General features: G+C 70.4%; 13 protein-coding genes. 5 read left to right on the forward strand and 8 right to left on the reverse strand.

The window, feature by feature from the left end:
• Positions 1 to 18: 18 nt before the first annotated feature.
• Positions 19 to 1434, reverse strand: a complete 1416-nt coding sequence (locus tag F0U63_RS28085) for a pyridoxal phosphate-dependent decarboxylase family protein (RefSeq protein ID WP_395834273.1) — start codon at positions 1432 to 1434, stop codon at positions 19 to 21.
• A gap of 92 nt (positions 1435 to 1526) precedes the next feature.
• Here F0U63_RS28085 and F0U63_RS28090 point away from each other — a divergent pair, with 92 nt between their 5' ends.
• Positions 1527 to 2882 (forward strand): ABC1 kinase family protein, encoded by a 1356-nt coding sequence (locus tag F0U63_RS28090; RefSeq protein WP_395834275.1) that lies wholly within the window; start codon positions 1527 to 1529, stop codon positions 2880 to 2882.
• 53 nt (positions 2883 to 2935) lie between these two features.
• Positions 2936 to 7942 carry a hypothetical protein gene (locus tag F0U63_RS28095; RefSeq protein WP_395848435.1) on the forward strand — a complete coding sequence of 1669 codons (5007 nt, stop codon included), beginning with the start codon at positions 2936 to 2938 and terminating at the stop codon, positions 7940 to 7942.
• Here F0U63_RS28095 and F0U63_RS28100 read toward each other — a convergent pair.
• Positions 7926 to 8825, reverse strand: a complete 900-nt coding sequence (locus F0U63_RS28100; protein ID WP_395834277.1) for a bestrophin family protein — start codon at positions 8823 to 8825, stop codon at positions 7926 to 7928. The two genes, F0U63_RS28095 and F0U63_RS28100, sit on opposite strands and share 17 nt — an antisense overlap.
• Before the next feature lie 124 nt (positions 8826 to 8949).
• Here F0U63_RS28100 and F0U63_RS28105 point away from each other — a divergent pair, with 124 nt between their 5' ends.
• The gene (locus F0U63_RS28105; RefSeq protein WP_395834280.1) at positions 8950 to 10059 is read left to right on the forward strand and encodes an ATP-binding protein; all 1110 of its coding nucleotides are present in this window, start codon (positions 8950 to 8952) and stop codon (positions 10057 to 10059) included.
• A gap of 9 nt (positions 10060 to 10068) precedes the next feature.
• Here F0U63_RS28105 and F0U63_RS28110 read toward each other — a convergent pair whose 3' ends face one another.
• The 6 genes from F0U63_RS28110 to F0U63_RS28135 all read right to left on the reverse strand — a co-directional run bounded on the left by F0U63_RS28110 (position 10069) and on the right by F0U63_RS28135 (position 16761).
• Positions 10069 to 12009, reverse strand: coding sequence for a DNRLRE domain-containing protein (locus F0U63_RS28110; protein ID WP_395834282.1), 1941 nt, complete (start codon positions 12007 to 12009; stop codon positions 10069 to 10071).
• A gap of 177 nt (positions 12010 to 12186) precedes the next feature.
• Entirely contained in the window at positions 12187 to 12966 is a 780-nt protein-coding gene (locus F0U63_RS28115; RefSeq protein ID WP_395834284.1) for a dienelactone hydrolase family protein, read from the reverse strand.
• Positions 12967 to 13077: 111 nt separating this feature from the next.
• Positions 13078 to 14415: a Dyp-type peroxidase gene (locus F0U63_RS28120; RefSeq protein ID WP_395834286.1), complete on the reverse strand. Its 1338-nt coding sequence runs from the start codon at positions 14413 to 14415 to the stop codon at positions 13078 to 13080.
• Between the two features lie 14 nt (positions 14416 to 14429).
• The gene (locus F0U63_RS28125; RefSeq protein WP_395834288.1) at positions 14430 to 15443 is read right to left on the reverse strand and encodes a hypothetical protein; all 1014 of its coding nucleotides are present in this window, start codon (positions 15441 to 15443) and stop codon (positions 14430 to 14432) included.
• Between the two features lie 30 nt (positions 15444 to 15473).
• Positions 15474 to 15983: a hypothetical protein gene (locus F0U63_RS28130; RefSeq protein WP_395834290.1), complete on the reverse strand. Its 510-nt coding sequence runs from the start codon at positions 15981 to 15983 to the stop codon at positions 15474 to 15476.
• Positions 15984 to 16194: 211 nt separating this feature from the next.
• Positions 16195 to 16761, reverse strand: a complete 567-nt coding sequence (locus F0U63_RS28135; protein WP_395834292.1) for a TMEM165/GDT1 family protein — start codon at positions 16759 to 16761, stop codon at positions 16195 to 16197.
• A 347-nt stretch (positions 16762 to 17108) separates the two neighbouring features.
• Here F0U63_RS28135 and F0U63_RS28140 point away from each other — a divergent pair, with 347 nt between their 5' ends.
• Both F0U63_RS28140 and F0U63_RS28145 read left to right on the forward strand, forming a co-directional pair.
• The gene (locus F0U63_RS28140) at positions 17109 to 17351 is read left to right on the forward strand and encodes a ribbon-helix-helix domain-containing protein (protein WP_002631559.1); all 243 of its coding nucleotides are present in this window, start codon (positions 17109 to 17111) and stop codon (positions 17349 to 17351) included.
• Positions 17348 to 17509 carry a hypothetical protein gene (locus F0U63_RS28145; RefSeq protein ID WP_395834295.1) on the forward strand — a complete coding sequence of 54 codons (162 nt, stop codon included), beginning with the start codon at positions 17348 to 17350 and terminating at the stop codon, positions 17507 to 17509. Before F0U63_RS28140 ends, F0U63_RS28145 begins: the two co-directional genes overlap by 4 nt.
• Positions 17510 to 17520: the final 11 nt, after the last annotated feature.

Consider the following 17520-nt stretch of genomic DNA (forward strand, 5'->3'; position numbering starts at 1 on the left):
GGGACAAGTCGCCCCAGGTCAGCGGGCGGGCGCCGGACAGCCCTGGGAGGCCATCTCCAGCAGGGCGGACCAGGCGGTCTCGATGTCCCGCTCCGTGGTCCTCCAGTTGGAGAGGGCGGCACGCATCCCCGGCACCCCGTTCAGGACGGTCGGCGAGAGGAAGACCCGCCCATCATCGCGGAGCCGATCCAGGAAGGCCCGGATGTCTTCCTGGGTGGCACTCCCCTCCTGGCGCAGGGTGAAGCAGACGATGTTCAGCCGCACGGGGGCCAGCAGCTTGAAAGCGGTGGAGCCCTCGATGCGCTCGCCCAACATGCGCGCGAGCCGGCAGTCGCGCTCGATGATGTCCCGATACCCCGAGCGGCCATAAGCCATCAGGGTCATCCACGCGGGCAACGCCCGGAAGCGGCGCGAGTTCTCCGGCCCCTGATCCGCGAACGGGGCAGGCCCCTGCCGCACATCGAGGTAGGGCGCGTTGTTGCGGAAGATCTCCAGCAGCAGCTCCGGGTGGCGGGTGAACTGCAAGGCGGAGTCATACGGGACGTTCAACCACTTGTGCGCGTCCACCGTCACCGAGTCCGCCAGCTCCAGGCCACGCGTCAGATGGGCGAGCTCGGGCGAGCACGCCACGAGGCCTCCGAAGGCGCCATCGACATGCAACCAGAACGGGTAGCGCTCCTTGAGCCGGCCAAGCGCCTCCAGGTCATCGTAATCCCCGGTGTTCACCGTTCCGGCGCTGGCCACGACGATGCATGGCTTGCCGCCCAGGGCGTCGAGCTGGGCACGGAGCGCCTCGACCTCCATGGCCTCCCGCCCCGGCTGGGCGCGCACCCGGACCAGGGAGCCGCGTCCCATGCCGAGCATGGACAGTGCCTTGAGGGTGCTGGAATGAGGCGTGGCGCTCAGGGTGGGAATGGGCCCCAGCGCGTAGAGTCCCTGCTCGGCCACGTCCACGTCGAGCTGACGGGCCACCCATTGCCGCGCGCAAGCCAGGCCCACGAAGTTCGACATGGTCGCCCCCGACACGAAGCCGCCGGAGAAGGTCTCGGGCAGGGCCAGGAGCTGGCGCAACATGTGGAGCGTCTCCTGTTCCACCTGGGGCGCGGCGGAGCTTCCCGGATGAGAGGAGTTGAGATCGAGCGCGCTCACCATCCAATCCCCCGCCAGCGCCGCGGGGGTGGTCCCGCCCTGGACGAAACCAAAATAGCGGGGCCCCGCGCTCCCTCCGAGTTCCTGCCCATATCGGTCCATGAAGAGCCGCAGGGACGGCTCCGCGCCCAGCCCCTGCTCGGGCAGGGACAGCGCTTCCCGAGGCGTGGCCTTCACCGCGGGAGGCAGCTCGTCGAGCCGGTTCAGGAAGGAGGACGCCTCTGTCCTCGCCCGCTCCAACAACGCCTCCAACCCCCGCAGGTCCGCCATCAGGTTCTTGTCCATGGCGGGCTTCTATAACGTCTCCCTGTTCACCAGGAACAACCCCGTGGCCGTGCACGAGCGCCCCAGGGATATGGTGTGAACGGAGGCTGGAAGTGAAAGAGGATGATCAGGCGAAGTCGCTTCGGGAACGGCTGCTCGGAACGGAGCGGAGCCTGACCCGCTCTGGTGCCGAGCGGTTGTGGAAGACGGGACGCGGGGCCGCGGGGCTGGCGTTCTCGGCGCTCGGCGGGCGGCTGCGCGGCAAGGGCGAGGGGCTCGCGGCGGCGGATGCGCTCGCCGTCTCCCAGCTCGTGTCGCGGCTCGGTGAGCTGAAGGGCCTCGCGATGAAAGCGGGTCAGATCCTCGGCTACATTGATCCGACGCTCCCGGAGGAGCTTCGCGGACTGCTCTCCGTCTTGCAGACGGCCTCCCCCGCCAGCCCGTTTCCCCAGGTGGAGGCGGAGCTGCGCACGGCCCTGGGGGCGCGCGCGGATCTGTTGCTCGCGGGGCTCGAGCGCCAGCCCATCTCCGTCGCGAGCATCGGGCAGGTGCACCGGGCGCGTCTTCCCGAGGGCACCGAGGTCGCGGTGAAGGTGCGGCACCCCGGCATCGACGAGGCGTTCCGCAGTGACTTCCGGACCGCGGGCGCCGGCTCCACGTTCGCGAGCCTGCTCGTCCCCGGGGCCGCCGCGTCCGTGCGCGGCTTCATCGAGGAGGCCCGCACCGTGATGCTCGAGGAGTGTGACTTCTCCCTGGAGCGCGAGCGGCAGGCCACCTTCGCGCGGCTGCTGGCGGACGACGAGACGATTCTGATCCCCGCTGTCGAGCCCGACTGGTGCGCCCCCACCGTGCTCACCACCCGCTGGACGCCCGGGCGCTCCCTCGATGTGTTCCTCGAGGCGAATCCGTCCCAGGCGATCCGGGACCGGATGGGCGTCGCGCTGTTCTCCTTCTATGTCGGGATGCTCTACCGGCACGGCCTCTTCCACGGAGATCCGCACCCGGGCAACTACGCCTTCCGCGAGGATGGCCGTGTCGTCGTCTATGACTTCGGCTGCGTCCGCCGCTTCGATCCCGCGACGGTGCTCGCCTTCTCGGCGCTCCTCGAGGCCGTGCGCGCCGACGAGTCACCGGGAATGAGCGAGGCCCTGGAGGCGCTCGGCGCCAGACCCCCCAGGGACGCGGAGGGGCAAGTGATGCTGCGCACGTTGCTGCGCGGCTTCTTCGCGCCACTGCTCGAGCGCAGCGCCCACGCCATGCACCCGGGGCCGAGTTTGGAAGCCCAACAACTGCTCCGGGACAAGCGGTTCCTCGCGAAGCTCTCGCTCCCCGGCCGCTTCCTGTTCCTGTTCCGCCTGCGCTTCGGCTTGTACGCGGTGCTCACGCGGCTGGGGGCCGTCGTGGATTGGGGCGAGCTCGAGAGCCGGTGGGCCGAGGAAGCCCGGCAACGGGGCGGCACGAGCGCGTGAGGCGCCCCCCGCTTTCGGGCCGGAGGGTAAACCGTCTAGTGTTGTCCGTGCCCATGCTCTGTCTGACCTGCGCCGAACCCCGCCTCGAGGCGCCCGAGTCCACCTGTCCGGTGTGTGGCGCCCCGCTCCAACCCCTCACCTCGGACAGCTTGGAGTCGCTCGTCCAGGAGCGGCTCCAGCGGAAGATCTCCGCTCTGCGCGCCACGCGGCTGCTCGACGAGCCCACCGCGACCCGGCTCTCCGATGCGCTGGTGGGCGCAACCGCCATGAGCGTCGCGGCCCCCCTGCTCGAGGAGCCACTGACGCTGGAGCAGAAGGCCGACGCGCTCGCCGACAAGCTCGCGGCGCTCGAGGACTGGCGCCCCACCTGGGGCCGATCGTTCTTCCAGTCGCTGGAGGACAGGGCCCGCGAGGAGCGCGAGGCCCGGCAACAGGCGCTCCGGCGCGAGCGCCGTCCCCCCGGTGAGGAGGACGGTTTGGATCTCGCCTCGGACTCGGGGCAGGCGCTCTTCCACCGCGTGGACGCGGGCGCGCTGGGCGGCCTGGAGGCGATGGCCGCGCTCGATGGCGACACGGCGGACACGAGCGACACCGCGCCCAGGCTGCACGAGTATGTCTGGTGGTTCCTCGGCGCGGTGCTGGTGCTCGGCGGCTCGCTGATGGGCGTGCGCGAGGCGTGGCGGGCACTCGGGGGCGTGCCCCGGCAACTGCTCGTGACGGGCGCCCTCTTCGCCTACCACGCGGCCTTCATCGGGCTCGGCGTGTTCCTCTCCCGGCGCTCGGCCTCGGTGGGACGGGTGCTCGCGAGCATCGGCATCGCGCTGCTGCCGGTCGTCTACGTCGCGCTGTCCTCCCTCGTTGCGCTGGAGTCCCTGCTGGGAGGCGCCGTGGCCGCCGGACTCACCGGGCTGGGCCTCGTCACCCTGCGGCCCACGGCGCGGCTGTTGTACGGAGCGTCCCCAGTGTCGCTCGGGGGGGCGCTGATTCCCTCGCTCCTGGCCGGACTGCCGTTGATGGCGTTGGACGAGGCCCCCGAGGCCCGTACCCTCTGCGCCTTCGTGGGCGTGGCGGCGCTGGCGGCCTCGGCGTGGCGCGTCCGGAAGGAAGCCGCGAGCCGGGCCTCGCTGGCGGTCCTCTCCACCGGCCTCTACGGTGCCGCCGCCCTGGCGCTCTTCACGGTGGCGAGCGCGCCGGAGGGCTTCGCCGCCCTCTCCCCGGGCAATCCGCTCCTGAGTGGCATGACACTCTGGGGCATGGTGCTCGCCGCGGTGGTCGCGGGCGTATCGGCCCAGCCGCTCGCGCACGAGACCCATCCGCGGGCGGCCCCCGTGGTGGAGACAATCGGGCACGCGGTGGTGGCCTGCGGAGCGCTCGCCAGTGCCTCCGTGGCCCTCGGCCTGTCGCCCGGAGCGGCACCCGACGTGGATCTCGCCTCGGCCCTCACCCCCCTGGTGGCGGCGCTGGCCTTCTTCGTCCTCGAGCCCCGGCGCCCCGCGCTCGCGCATCCCGGGGTGTTGTCCCTGGCGCTGGCCAGTGTCCTGCTGGCGCGCTTGGGCACCCCCGAAGAGCCCCGCGCGTGGATGGTGGGACTCGCGGTCGTAGGCGCGGGACTGCTGCCCGTGGCGCGCGTGATTGAACCGGCCCGCCTGCGCTTTCTGGGTTGGAGCGTGGCGCTCTCGGTGGCCTCGCTGGCCCTGACCTCGTTCGATGTCCTGGGCGAGGGCTCGGACGATCCGAGGCCCTCCCTCGTAGCGGGCGCGCTGGTGACTCTCTCCGCGCACCTCACGGGAGGTTATCGCTGGAGGGGCCTGCACTACCTGGGAGGACTCGGGGCGCTCGTGAGTGGATTGGCGCTCGTCGACATGCTCGGGGTGCCTGGCCCCGCTCCGGCCCTGGGACTGCTCGGCGTGATGGCGGCGCTCTACGCCGGAGCCGGTCTGCTCCAGGACGCGTGGCTGCGTCGCGCGGGCAAGACGGATGAGTTCCTGCCCCTGGATGACCTCTCGCTCGCGGTGGCCGCGCTGGGGGCCCTGTGCTCCACGCTGTTGCTCGATGTGGACGCGGAGAAGCTCCTGCCGCACGCGCCCATCACGCTGGACGCCCTCCAGGAGGTTGTCCTGGGAGCGGCTCCGGCCCTCTTCCTCTCGGGGCTCCTGCTGCTGCGGGCGAGACGGGATCGCAGCCGGATCGTCAGCACCCTGGCGGCCTGGGCGCTCGCCACCGCGCTCTGGTTGCCCCTCGTCCGCTTCGTCCCGGTGGGGTTGCTCCTCGACGTCCGCGCCCTGCATTTCGCGGGAGTGGCGCTGGGATTCTCCATCATCGCGACCCTGCGCCACGGGGAGGCCAGCTCCCAGGAGCCGCGCCCCAAGGGCCGGCGGTTGATTGGATGGCCCCGGCTGCCCTTCCCCGAATCCGGCCGGGCGCTGTACACCGATGGCTTCGCCTCCGCGGCCCTCGTGGGGAGCGTGTTCTCCCTGCTGTTGCTCGCGACGTGGATGGTGTTTCCCACCGAGCAGGGCCGCCCCCACGTCGTGCTCGCGGGCGCGCTGCTCGTGGCGGGCGCGGCGCTGGCCTTCCTGTCGCGAGGCTTCGTCACGTGGCGCCTGCGCGGCTCGGTGGGAACGCTCGCCGCCGTGGGCCTCTTCATCGCGCTCACCGCGGTGCTCAACCGCCTGGGGCGCCCGCTGCCTCCCGACGTGGTCGCCCTGCGGCTGACGTGCATCGGTGGGGGGCTCTGGTTGCTGGCGCTCGCCACGCGGCGCTTCGGCCCAGCCCTGGGACTCCTCCTGGAGAACGAGCGCCACGGCCCCCTGTACCAGTACGTCCCCTTCGCGGGAGTGGCCGTGCTGGCGGTGCTGCTCGCGGGGGATCCCTTCCTCGTGGGCGGGCCCGTCCTGTCCCGCGCGCTGACGGTGGTGCCGCCCCTGTTCCCCCTGGGGGCCGCGCTCCTGGCCCTGCTGCTCGCCACGGCCTTCGAGTCGCGGCCGCTCGTGAAGGCGGCCCTGCTGCTGGGTCTGCCGGGCGCCGCGCTGTGGGCCGTGCAGGGCACGCCCCTGGGACATGCGCTCGTGGCGATGGATCCACCGGGAGGCCGGTGGATTCGCGCCGACACCTTGGAACTCACCCAGGGCCTGTCGTGGCTCGCTCGTGGGGCGTGGCTGAAGTCCGGGGAAACCCTCGCCTCGGTGTGGTACCGCGCCTTCGGGGGCATCGCCGCGGCGGGGTTCGTCTACGCTGGCGTGGGCCAGGTGCTCACCCGCGTGGAGGCCCGGCACCGCTTCCTTCCCCATGTCGCGAACCTCTTCCAGTGGTGGGCGAGATTCGCCGCGGAGCTCGTCTTCCTGGCGGCGTTCCTCCAACCCGGGCTGGAGGCGGCCGTGCTCACGCTCGGGGCCGGACTGCTGCTGCTGAGCGCGAGCCGGGCGCGGGCCCTGGGGCGTCTGGTGTGCGGAGGGGCGCTGCTGTTGCTCGTCCATGCCCTGGCACACCGCGAGCCCCGGTTCTCCGTCTGGCCGGGGCCGGTGCTCGCGCTCGTGGGGCTCCTGGCGGTGTTCCTGAGCCCCCACGTGGCCCGGTGGAGGAAGCACGACCCGGAACGGTCCCGGGTCCAGGCCCAGCTCGGGGCGCTGTTCTACGGGGTCCACGCGCTGCTGTACGCCCTGGCCACCGGAGGAAGTCCGAAGCCGGAGGTGGCCATGCCCTGGGTGCTCGTCGAGGCCGTCATGCGGAGCTGGGACGCGGCCTGGAGCCAGAGCGTGGCCCTGCCCGTGACCCTGGCGCTGCTCGCCACCACGCTGTTCCTCGGCGCGGCGCAGTGGAAGGGCGCCCTGGCCGGACTGGGCGCGGCGTGGGGCACGATGAGCGCGGGCCTCGCGGCGGTGACGGGACTCTCGGTGGCGCTCGTGGCGTTCGTCGCCGGGCTCGGCAGCCGCGACGAGTACACGGACCTCCTCTCCCTGCACGGCCCCGCGCTCACGCTCGGCGTGGCGGGGGTCGCGGCGCTCGCGCACACCGCGGGCCGCTGGCTGCGCGCCACCCGGGAGGATCTCACCGGGGGACTCGCCTGGGGCCGGGATGCGTGGCTGGTGCTGACCGGAGCCCTGCTCGCACTGATGGCGGCCCAGGGAAGTCCTCCGGACGAGAGCGCCCTGCCGCTGGCGTTGGGCGCCCTTGGGCTCGCGGTGGCGGTGGCGCTGCACTGCGCCTGGCGCGAGCGGACGGGCCGGCACGTGTACTTCGTGCAGGTGGCGGCGGTGGGGGTGTACGCGCTCGTGCGGCTCTTGTACGCGCGGGATCTACGCCCCGAGCACGATGCGCTCTTCGCCCTGGTGCTCGGCTTCGTGCTGGTGGGGGTAACGGTGCTGGCGCGGCGGGCGGGCATTCCCCCGGTGGCGCTGGCGACGCGCCGGTTCGCGGCGCTGCTGCCCCTGGGCATGGCCCTGGTGCTTCCGAGCGAGGCCACCGGCGAGGCGGCGCTGCTCGCGGGCGGCTCGAGCCTCCTGTACGCGGCGCTGGGCGCGGTGGAGCGCAGCCGGCTGTTCGGCTCGCTCGCGGCGGCCGCCTGCAACGCGGCGCTGCTCGTGGCCGCGCTCTCCATGGACCTGGAGGGCGTCGAGGTCTACCTGGCGCCGCTCGGCCTGCTGCTGTTGATGCTGGGGCAGCTCTTCACGAGCAGCCTCCCCCAGGCGGCGAGGAACGCCGTGCGCGTGGTGGGCGGCCTGCTGTTGTACGTGCCCGCGGCGGCGAAGCTGACGCTGCGGCTCGGGCTCGCCGAGGACGGCACGTACGCCGTCCTCTTCGGCGCGGTGTGTCTGCTGGGAGTGATGGTGGGCATGGCCCTGCGCATCCGCGCCTATCTGGCGCTGGGCACGCTGTTCCTCACGCTCGACGTGGCGGCCACGCTCGTGCACGCCGGGCTGAGGGATCACCGCGTCGGCTTCGGGGTGATGACGTTCACGGGGCTCGTCATCGTGGGTGGCCGGGTGCTCGCCACCCTGCACCGCCAGCGGGTGGATCTGCTGTGGCGGCGCGCGAGCGTGGCCCTCAGGGGGTGGGACTGACCTGGGGCGCGTCCCCTTCGGCGGGCAGCAGCGCCGTCAGGTTCTTCTGGATGGTGTCGCAGATGCGCTCGAGGGGCAGATCGTTGTCGTCGTTGCCGAAGGGATCCTCGATCTCCACGCCGATCTCCTCGATGCCGAAGAAGAGGTAGGCGACGACGAACGTGGCCGGCACCGTGGCCCACCCGAACGCGTCCACCAGGGCCAGGGGCAGCGAGAAGCAGTACAGGACGAGCGCCCGGCGCAAGTGCAGCATGTACGCGAAGGGCATGGGCGTCTTGTGGATGCGCTCACAGCCACCCAGGTAGTCGATGAGGAGCTGGACGTTCTGGTCGAGCTGCAACTGGACGTATTCGGCGTAGTGGCCGCGGCGCCGGCCCTCGTCGAGCACCTCGCTCATCCGCCGCGCCACGGCGAGCGGCACGTGCTGGGCGTCGCGCACCCTCGCCACCTGCTCGGGCGGCAGCTCGGCCGCCCGGGGCCCCAGATCGACCGGGCTCCCCCGGAGCGCCGCGGCGGACGCGTACGGGAAGGCCGTGGTCCAGCGCACCAGCGCGCCGTAGAGGGCCGCATCCTCGCGCAGGAAGACGCTGGCGGCGCGCGCCAGGTTGCGCGTCTCGTTGACGATGCCGCCCCACAGCTTCCTCCCCTCCCAGAAGCGGTCGTAGGAGGAGTTGGTGCGGAAGACGAGCAGGAGGCTCAACGAGATGCCCGCCAGCGTGTGCACCGTGGCCGGGATGTCCATGGGGCGAACATGGAGATGGACGGCCGTCACCCCCACGGACCACAGCACACAGGCCATCACCCGGTAGACGATCTCCTTGATCATCGAGCCCCGGAGGTAATGGAAGTACGTCCACCAGCGATGCGGGTCGTAGTCAATCATGCGCGGGGATGCCTATGCCGTGCCGGCTCGCGTCAAGGCAAGGGCTCTCCGTGGGTTGCTTTACAGCCCCCAGGCGGCTGCCTACGATGAAGCGGCCGGGCGCTCCCGGCGGGGGCAAGACATCATGGACGCGAGCAGTGGGCCTCGGGAGGAGGCGCGGCAGTCCCCCACGGAGGAGCTCTTCGGGGTGCGGGAGCTGCTCGCCCAGGCGCCTGGCTACATGTTCACCTGCGATCTGGACGGGCGCATCCGCTTCATCAACTACGTCCAACCCCAGCTCCCGCTGGAGCGCGTGGTGGGCAAGCCCCTCTACGACTGGCTCAACCCCGAGGCGGCCGAGAAGTGCCGCCGAGCCTTCCTCGAGGTGCGCTCCACCGGGAAGCCCCATCCGTTCGAGGTCCAGAGCCGGTTCGAGGTGGGTTCCGAGTGGTACGCGGGACAGGTGGGCCCCATCTCGCGGGACGGCCAGGTGGTGGGCTTCACCGTCATCGTCACCGACATCACCGAGCACAAGGTGACCCAGCAGCGCCTGGAGCGCGCCAGACAGGAGCTGGAGCGCTTCGCCCACGTGGCCTCGCACGAGCTGCAGGAGCCCCTGCGCAAGCTCCTGGCCTTCGGTGAGCGTCTGACGAAGCTCTCCTCCGAGGCGCTGGGCCCCGAGGGCCGCGACTGCCTCGAGCGGATGCAGGGGGCCTCGGCGCACATGCGCCGGTTGCTCGACGATCTGCTCACCTACTCCCGGGTGTCGTCCAAGGCCCGGCCCTTCACCCGGGTGGACCTGTCCGTCGTCGCCCGCGAGGTGCTGGAGGAGCTGAAGAGCACCGTCGAGCAGACGGGGGCGAGTGTCACGCTCGAGGCCTTGCCCGTGCTCGAGGCCGACACCACGCAGATGCGCCAGTTGCTGCGCCACCTGATGGGCAACGCCCTCAAGTTCCGCCGCGAGGGAGTGCCTCCCGTGCTGCGCGTTCACGGACAGGTGGACGCCCGGGGCCAGCGGTTCGTCCTGGCGGTGGAGGACAACGGCATCGGCTTCGACGAGAAATACACCGACCGCCTCTTCCAGCTGTTCCAGCGGCTGCACGGCCGCGAGCGCTACGAGGGCACGGGGATCGGCCTCGCCATCTGCCGGAAGATCGCCGAGCAGCATGGCGGGAGCATCGAGGCGAGCAGCAGGGCCGGAGAGGGATCGACCTTCCGTGTCACCCTGCCGCTCGAACAGCACATTCCCCGGTGACCGCGCCCCTCAAGGCGCCAGCCGCAGCCACAGCGAGTCCGACGCCCCCACGGGGGTGTACGTCGTGCCGGCGAACGTCATCGGTCCTTCGAAGGGGCCCCCGACGAGCGTCTCGCCCGAGGGCCGCACGCCCAGCAGGGAGGGCTCCATCCACGAGTTCAGGCTCCGGGACCAGCGGTGCTCGCCGGTGGGGCCATAGCTGGCCACGAAGCCGTGGACGTCGTACCAGGAGGGGCTGATCGGTCCGCCCCCGAGGTCCGCGACGCCCGAGGCGACCCCCATCACCACGAGGTTGCCCGCCGCGTCCGTGGCCAGCCGCCGCGGGTACTCCGAGGCCTCCTCCCCTCCATACCGGCGAGCCCAGCGATCCGCGCCCTGTGCATCCAGGACGCCCAGCATGAGGTCCGACGACGGAGAGCTGGACACCGTCTGCTCGTTGAAGCGGAAGGCTCCACTGAACTGCCCGGTGAAGGCCACCGCGTCCCGGGCCAGCACCGCCAGTCCCTTCACGAGCCCGCTGGCCCCCTGGAGCGGCCGTGACCATTGCAACTGGCCATCGGCCGGGGAGAAGGAGGCGACGAAGGGAGTCCGCGCGCCCGTGGCCCCCAGCTCGCTGTCGCCGGTGATGAAGTCCGGGCTCACCACGCCACCGAGCAGCACGTTGCCCGCGCTGTCCGTCGCCAGCGCATGCCCCTCGGTGCCCAGGCTGCCCGCGTCCCAGGCGCGGGACCAGAGGTGCTCGCCTTCCCAGGAGAACCGGGCGAGGAACATCCCCGGAAGCAGGAAGGGCTCGCGGCTGCGGCTGCCCGCGTCCAGGGTGGTGCCGCCCAGGTTCATGGCGCCGTGGAAGTAGCCGGTGACGAGCAGGCTGCCCTGGGCATCGGTGGCCACGGCGAAGGCGAAGACGGACGAGGGCGTCCGCCCATCGCCCGTGCCGAAGCCCTTGAGCCACACCGGCCTGCCGTTGGGCGTGAACTTGGCGATGAAGAGGTTCGACCCGAGGGCCGCGGGGAGCGGCCCGGTGCCCAGATCGGGCGAGCCCGCGTAATGGCCCACCACGAGGATGTTGCCCAGGGGGGTGATCGTCACCCGGGAGGGGTTCAGGGACGAGCCGTCCTCGAGAGCGAAGACACGCGACCACTCCCGGCTCCCATCCGCGCGGTAGCGCGAGAGCGTCAGCCCCCGCCGGTCCGTGCTGGACTCGCCCGCGATGACGAACCCGCCGTTCGCATCCAGGGCCAGGTCCCTCGCCTGTTCGTCCCCCGGACCGCCTTCTCGCGAGATGCCGGTGACGGTCCCCCCGCTGCCCTGACGGGTGCAGGCGCTGGTGGTGAAGGTGAGCACGAGCACCGGTTGCAGCTCGTACCGGGGCTCCTCCTTCGAATAGAAGTCCGTGCCATCGCCACTGTCGGGCACGAGGACGAAGGCGTGCGCGGTGCCCCCGTTCGCCACGGCGGCGGTCACGTCGTACTCCACCTGGGCGCCGGCGGTGACGGTGCCCAGGTTGCCCAGGGCCTGTCCTCGTGGAGCCGGGCGCGTACTCCACGTCAGCGCGTTCTGGTTCCAGGTGGACTCGGTGGCATACAGGGCGGGGCCATCGGAGGAACCGTCCGCGACGTGGAGGAGCAACCGGGCCCGCTGGAAGCCCTTGAAGGCGGTGGTGAAGCGCAGGTACGCCTCCTGCCGGGGATTGGCGTCGGACAGGAGCGTCCGGGACATCCCGAAGAACGAGCTGGGCGCGTCCGCGGTGACGGAGGTGTCATCCGAGGGATGAACCTGGACATCGTAGGAGAAGGTCTCGGGCTCACACGCCGGGGTGGGCGTAGCGCTCCTGGCCTGCGCCTGGGTCTTCAGCGAGTCCACCGCCTCCTCGGGCCAGGCGCCTTCTCCACACCCGCCCAGCATCGCCAGGCCCCACACGAACCCCACCGCCAGTGACCACTTGCTCACGCGCACCCACGCCTCCCGGCTCCTCGTCCGTCCGGCGGCCGATGCACTTGAAGTGCCGGGTGAACCCCACCCCTCGCACTGGGAGCGAACAGGGCGATGGGAAACACATTGCCCTGTCGGAAGACATTTCCTACCCACGAAGGGCTCGCGGAGGGAACACGCGAGCCCCCACGGTGACTACTTCGCGAAGGCCTCGGCGAAGAAGTTGTTCATCGCCAGGTAGGCGCGCCTGGCCACCTTGGCGTTGTACTGGGCCTGACCCGCGGCGTTGGCGTCGACATCGGTGAAGCTGTGCACGGCGCCGCCGTAGGACACCAGCTCCCAGTCGGCCTTGGCCTTGCGCATCTCGTCCTCGAAGCCCTTCACCTCGGCGGGGGGAACGAAGGGATCCTCGGCCCCGTGCAGCGCGAGCACCTTGGCGGTGATGGCGCCCTCGGCGGCGGGAAGGGGCGCGTCCAGGCCGCCATGGATGGACACCACGCCGGCGACGGGGGCGCCGCTGCGCGCCAGCTCCAGCACGGTGGTGCCGCCCAGGCAGAAGCCGACGGCGCCCAGCTTCTTCGCGTCGAGCCCCACCGCCTTGCCCTCGGTGCGCAGCACGTCCAGGGACTTGTTCACGCGCGCGCGCATGAGGTTGCGGTCGCCCTTCACCGCGCCGGCGGCCTTGCCCGCCTCATCGGTGTTCTTGGGACGCACGCCCTGGCCATACAGGTCGGTGACGAAGACGATGTACTGCTTGCCCGCCACCAGGACCGCCTGCTTCACGTTGGGCTCGGTGACGCCCATCCAGTTGGGCACCAGCACCAGCCCCGGACGGGGAGTCTTCACGGCGTCGTCATAGACGAGCACGCCCTCGAACTTCGTTCCCTCCAGCTCATAGACCACCGGCTTCTGCACGGGCTTGGCCACCGCCGTCATCGCCAGCAGTCCCGCCAGCACACCCAGCACTCGCTTCATGTCGTCATCTCCTCGGGTGGGAAAAGCGCGCGATGAGTGTTCCGGACCCACGCTGTTTGCAAGCGGATTCGTCACGGAAGGAGCGCGCCCTGCCCAGCGTCGTCGGCCTCTTCATGTCCGAAGGTCGGCGAGCCAGCGCAGGGCGCGCAGTCCGGGCATGAAGCCATACTCACCACCCCGGGTGACGACGAACCGCGGCAGGCCCTGGAGGCGCCTCGGAATCGGCCGGCGCGGGATGGAGAAGGAGCCGGCGCCCTCGCTGGCCCCGACAACGGGATCCTTGATGGACCCCAGTCCGAGGAACTCACCGCTGTCGACCCACTCCGACTGGACGAACTCGAACTGCCGGCCCAGATGAGCCCCGATGAAGGCGAACATGAGTCCCCGGTCGGCGCCATCGTCCTCGATGACACCTTCCGGGAGCGCTGGGCCGTAGGCGGTTCCGCGGCGGATCATCCGGTGCAAGCGGACGACGCCAGCCACGGAAGCGTCTCGCGGATTCGCCCGCCGGATGTGACATCCGGGAGGAGTCACGTATCCCGTCGGGTCGTCCTGCCGGTAGAGGAAGTCATTGTTGCGTCGAGGGTCGGCCCCCAGCTCGGGGGCGTCATGGAACGGGCAGAGAGCCAGGGGGGCGCCGCTGCGCCAGCGCCCCATCAGCTTGGCCGCGAGGAGTTCCTCATCCTCGGGGCTGGAGGAGTTCGCCCTCAGGTATTGACGGAACGCCGCCACGCGCTGATACAGCTTGCGGAAGGCGACGTACGTCCCATTGCGCCCCAGGACCTCGGGCTGGGGCATCGGGGGGAGGCCACCCATCTCGTCGGGGTAGCCGAGGACGAACTCACCGGCCTTCAACGGACTCTCCCGGGTGTTGGTCCCGGGGATGCCGCTCCCCTCGATGGCGGGGTGGCTGATGCCATCCCGGAACCCGAAGGGCTCCCGCTGAGTGGGCAGCGCATGGCAGTCCTGGCGCCAGATCGCCTCGACCCCGTCCAGCTCCTCGATCGCCTTCCGCACGCGAGCGAGCGCCGTTTCCAACCGCTGCGCGTCCGGGGCAACGGCCACGAGCACGACGTGGACGTCCGGCGTCCCGAGCGGCTTCTCCCAGTGCTCGGGACTGCTCTCGCCCGTGTCTCCCAGCGCCTCGGCGCGCGCGGCCATTCCCTGCCTGAACTCCCACGCGAAGCTGTCGAGCGAAGCCTGTGGGACCCCCAGGGCCTTCAATCCGTGGAACGTGAGCGCGACGCTCAGCCAGGTATCGCCCACCGGGCTGCGCGGGTTGCCCGCCGAGGCCACCGCGGTGCTCAGCCGCTCCATCAGCTTGCGCCCCGCCTCGCGGTCGTCGATCCGAAGCAGGAGGTAGGTCGCCGCATAGGGAGTGGGTCGAGGGCGGAGGGTTCCGCTCTGGATGTCATCCAGCTCGAGAGGTGTGTCCGCGACGTCACTCATGACCCCTCCTGACTTCAGTTCGCCGTGGCGAGATTCCTCCAGAAGCGCTCCAGGCTCTCGTCGTGGCCGAACAAGGTGCTGAAGACCGTGGAGTCGGCCACCAGCACATCCCCGCCCCGGTTGCCGCTCGGCGGCATCCAGACGAGCGCATTGAACTCCTGGTTGCCGGCCAGCGTGAACGGATGTGGCCTGGACGTGTCGATGGGCTGCCTGGCCAGGACATGGATGGCCTCCGTCGCTCCGTCCGTCACCGCGTAGTGCGGCAGATGCTGGTGGAAGTTGAAGTTCGTGACTCCCTCGAGCCAGCCGCGCGTATCCAGCTCCCGCATGACCGTCAGCGGAGCAATCCGGCGGCTCCCGGCCATCACCGCGGGACGGAGACCGTGCCGATTCTCGACGGGGATTCCGAGCCCCCGCATCAGCGAGCGCGTGTACCGCCCGAAGCGCTGCTGGCGGGGCACCAACGCGTCACCGTGGTGGGCGTACTCCATCGCGCGCTCCGCCATCTCCGGCGAGGCCCCAACGTCATGATGGGGACCGATGATGAGGCAGGTGCCTTCCCTCTCGAGGAAGTTCCGGACGGCCTCGATCTCCTCCGTGGAGGCGTCCTGCTCGGTGACCATGTGGTCCAACCCGAAGACCAGCAACGTGTCGGCGTCAGCGAGGACCCGCTCGTCGAGCGGGAGCCTGAAGCCGGCCTGATCGACGCGCTGGAACACGGGGACCCCGTGCCCGGTGGTCTCCTGGATGACCTTTTGGAACCGCGCCCAGGCCCAGAAGAACAACTCCAGCGAGCCCGCGATCCCCTGCTGGAACATCAACGGGTCCGCGAACCTCGGGGACTCATACTCGGGCCAGAGCACCCGGCGGACCTCGGTCATGGTCGAATAGCGGTTATCCATCTCGGTCACATCCCGGTTGGCTTCGCCCGGGTAGCTCCATGAGATGTAGACGCTGACGCGGCGCCGGCCCTTGACGTACTTCCGCGGCACATGCTCCTGGTTGTACGTCCGCGCGGGTTCGCTCATGACCGTGTCCTCACAGAGGCGCCATCCGCCTCATTGCATCTGTTCGAGCATCTCGGAGAAGGCGGCCTTGAGCTTCAGGGCCTTCTTGATTTCGTCGGAGGTGACATACGGATACTCGCCGTACTCCATGAAGCTCGGGCACTGGTGCTTCCGGACGAACTTGATGAACGCCTCGGGGTTCGTCTTCCAGTCCATCGGGAAGCCCTCGAGGTTCTCGAAGACCGTGTCGACGCCGGCCTTCTTGAAGAGCACGATCGCGTCATCGGTGTACTTGTCGAAGTCGGTATCGAAGATGCCCTGGTACATGAACCGCGTGTCGTCGTCGAAGAGCACCCAGCGCAGGTAGTGGAGCTTGAGGGGCGCGAGCAGTTCGGGGTCACCCTCCAGCGCCTTCGCCAGCTTGTGCCCATAGCCACGGATGGCCTCCGCCCTGCCCGGCTTGACGTTGGCGATAAGGGTGAAGCCGTAGCACGCCGGGGTCCTCGGCCAGATGGGGCCGTATTTCCCGACCTCCCACGCGTCATCGTGTTTTGGAATCAAGACCGCCGCTGGTTTCATACCCAAGAACGTGTTGTCCTGGTCCGAGCGCGTCAAGGCAGGGCGGCCTCAAGGAAGGCAGGCATCGGTCGGCGGCGTGCTCAACTCTCGGCGGAGGCGAGAGGGCAACCATGCGAGGGCATGCGGGAGCCGACGGACCGTGAGCCCCGCCGGCTGCCAGCGTCTCTCGTCATCGCCCCGGGTGCGGTTGGGCTCAGCCTCCCCGCACCGCGGCCACCAGGGAGACGATGCCGAAGAAGAAGAAGAGCGCGGCGGCCGTCCAGCGCACCCACTTCATCTGGACCTTGGCCGCCAGCTTGTCGCCGAGGAACACCGCTGGCCCATTGGCGGCCATCATCCCCAGCGTGGTGCCCACCGTCACCAGCGTGAGCGACTGGTAGCGCGCCGCCATCACCACCGTGGCCAGCTGCGTCTTGTCCCCCATCTCCGCCAGGAAGAAGAGCACCACGGTCGTCAGGAAGGGACCGAAGCGCGCCGGGCTCGCCGTGTCCTCGATCGTATCGGGCTTGAGCGTCCACAGGCCGAAGGCGATGAAGAGCACCGCCAGGATGCCCGCCATCACCCGCGGCGGGACATACGAGGACACGATGTCTCCCACCGCCGCCGCCAGGGCGTGGTTGGCCAGCGTGGCCACGAAGATGCCCGCGAGCACCACCCACGGCTTGCGGAAGCGCGTCGCCAGCGAGAAGGCCAGCAGCTGGGTCTTGTCCCCCATCTCACTGGCGGCCACGAGGATGAATGAACCGATAATCGCTTCCATCGCCACGACACTCCTTGTCGCACCACTCGGGCCGAGGAAGTCGTTGGGAGCGCTCGCGCGCACGACGGACCTCGGCCAGGTTGAACCCTGTCCGAAGGTCTCGTTCGCCTCGCGCGCTGGCGAGGTGGGGGCCCGGGCCCTCACGGGCCAGTGTGTCGAGCTCCCCGGCGCCGTTCACTCCCGGCGCGAACTACTCCCCTTACTGGAATCGGCAGGTAGCAGGCGGCTCGCGCGGACGTCAAGTGCGCGTCCGGGGAAGTGGTTTTTTTGACGGCTCCCCTGCCTGCCCCCCTAATGCCGCCCACAGGCCGGTAGTGGCCTGTAGCAGTAACGAGGAGGTAGTTCCGATGCAGGATGCCAGCGCCAGCCCGATGAGCCCCGAGGCCACCCCGGCTTCGGCCGATTCGAACGGTCCCGACGCCTCGGAGTCCGTGGTTTCCACCCACGTGCTCGTCCCCATCGAGCAGGTCCACAAGCTGCGTGAACTCGCCCGCCGCACCCGGATCCATCAGAGCGAGTACCTGCGCGAGGCGGTGGAGGATCTGCTCGCCAAGTACGTCCGCCCTCCCAACGGGGAAGGCACGCCGTGAGGGCGACCACGCCGCAGTCGTCCCGTCACCCGGCCATGAGCCGCGAGAAGGCCCCGGTGTACGCCGAGGTGGAGCGGCTCTTCGGCGCGCGGCCCGCCTCGGACCGCCCCGGCTCCCTGCGCGAGGCCATCGTCCGCTGGCTCAACGAGGAGCTCTGACCGGCCCTCGC

Origin of the sequence: Cystobacter fuscus (genome assembly GCF_044360685.1) — a bacterium.
GTDB classification, from domain to species: domain Bacteria; phylum Myxococcota; class Myxococcia; order Myxococcales; family Myxococcaceae; genus Cystobacter; species Cystobacter fuscus_C.

Excerpts from the sequence above, each read along its gene's own strand:
- F0U63_RS28085 (WP_395834273.1), bottom strand. The coding sequence starts at position 1,434 with ATGGACAAGAACCTGATGGCGGACCTGCGGGGGTTGGAGGCGTTGTTG.
- F0U63_RS28095 (WP_395848435.1), top strand. The coding sequence starts at position 2,936 with ATGCTCTGTCTGACCTGCGCCGAACCCCGCCTCGAGGCGCCCGAGTCC.
- F0U63_RS28100 (WP_395834277.1), bottom strand. The coding sequence starts at position 8,825 with ATGATTGACTACGACCCGCATCGCTGGTGGACGTACTTCCATTACCTC.
- F0U63_RS28105 (WP_395834280.1), top strand. The coding sequence starts at position 8,950 with ATGGACGCGAGCAGTGGGCCTCGGGAGGAGGCGCGGCAGTCCCCCACG.
- F0U63_RS28115 (WP_395834284.1), bottom strand. The coding sequence starts at position 12,966 with ATGAAGCGAGTGCTGGGTGTGCTGGCGGGACTGCTGGCGATGACGGCG.
- F0U63_RS28120 (WP_395834286.1), bottom strand. The coding sequence starts at position 14,415 with ATGAGTGACGTCGCGGACACACCTCTCGAGCTGGATGACATCCAGAGC.
- F0U63_RS28125 (WP_395834288.1), bottom strand. The coding sequence starts at position 15,443 with ATGAGCGAACCCGCGCGGACGTACAACCAGGAGCATGTGCCGCGGAAG.
- F0U63_RS28135 (WP_395834292.1), bottom strand. The coding sequence starts at position 16,761 with ATGGAAGCGATTATCGGTTCATTCATCCTCGTGGCCGCCAGTGAGATG.
- F0U63_RS28140 (WP_002631559.1), top strand. The coding sequence starts at position 17,109 with ATGCAGGATGCCAGCGCCAGCCCGATGAGCCCCGAGGCCACCCCGGCT.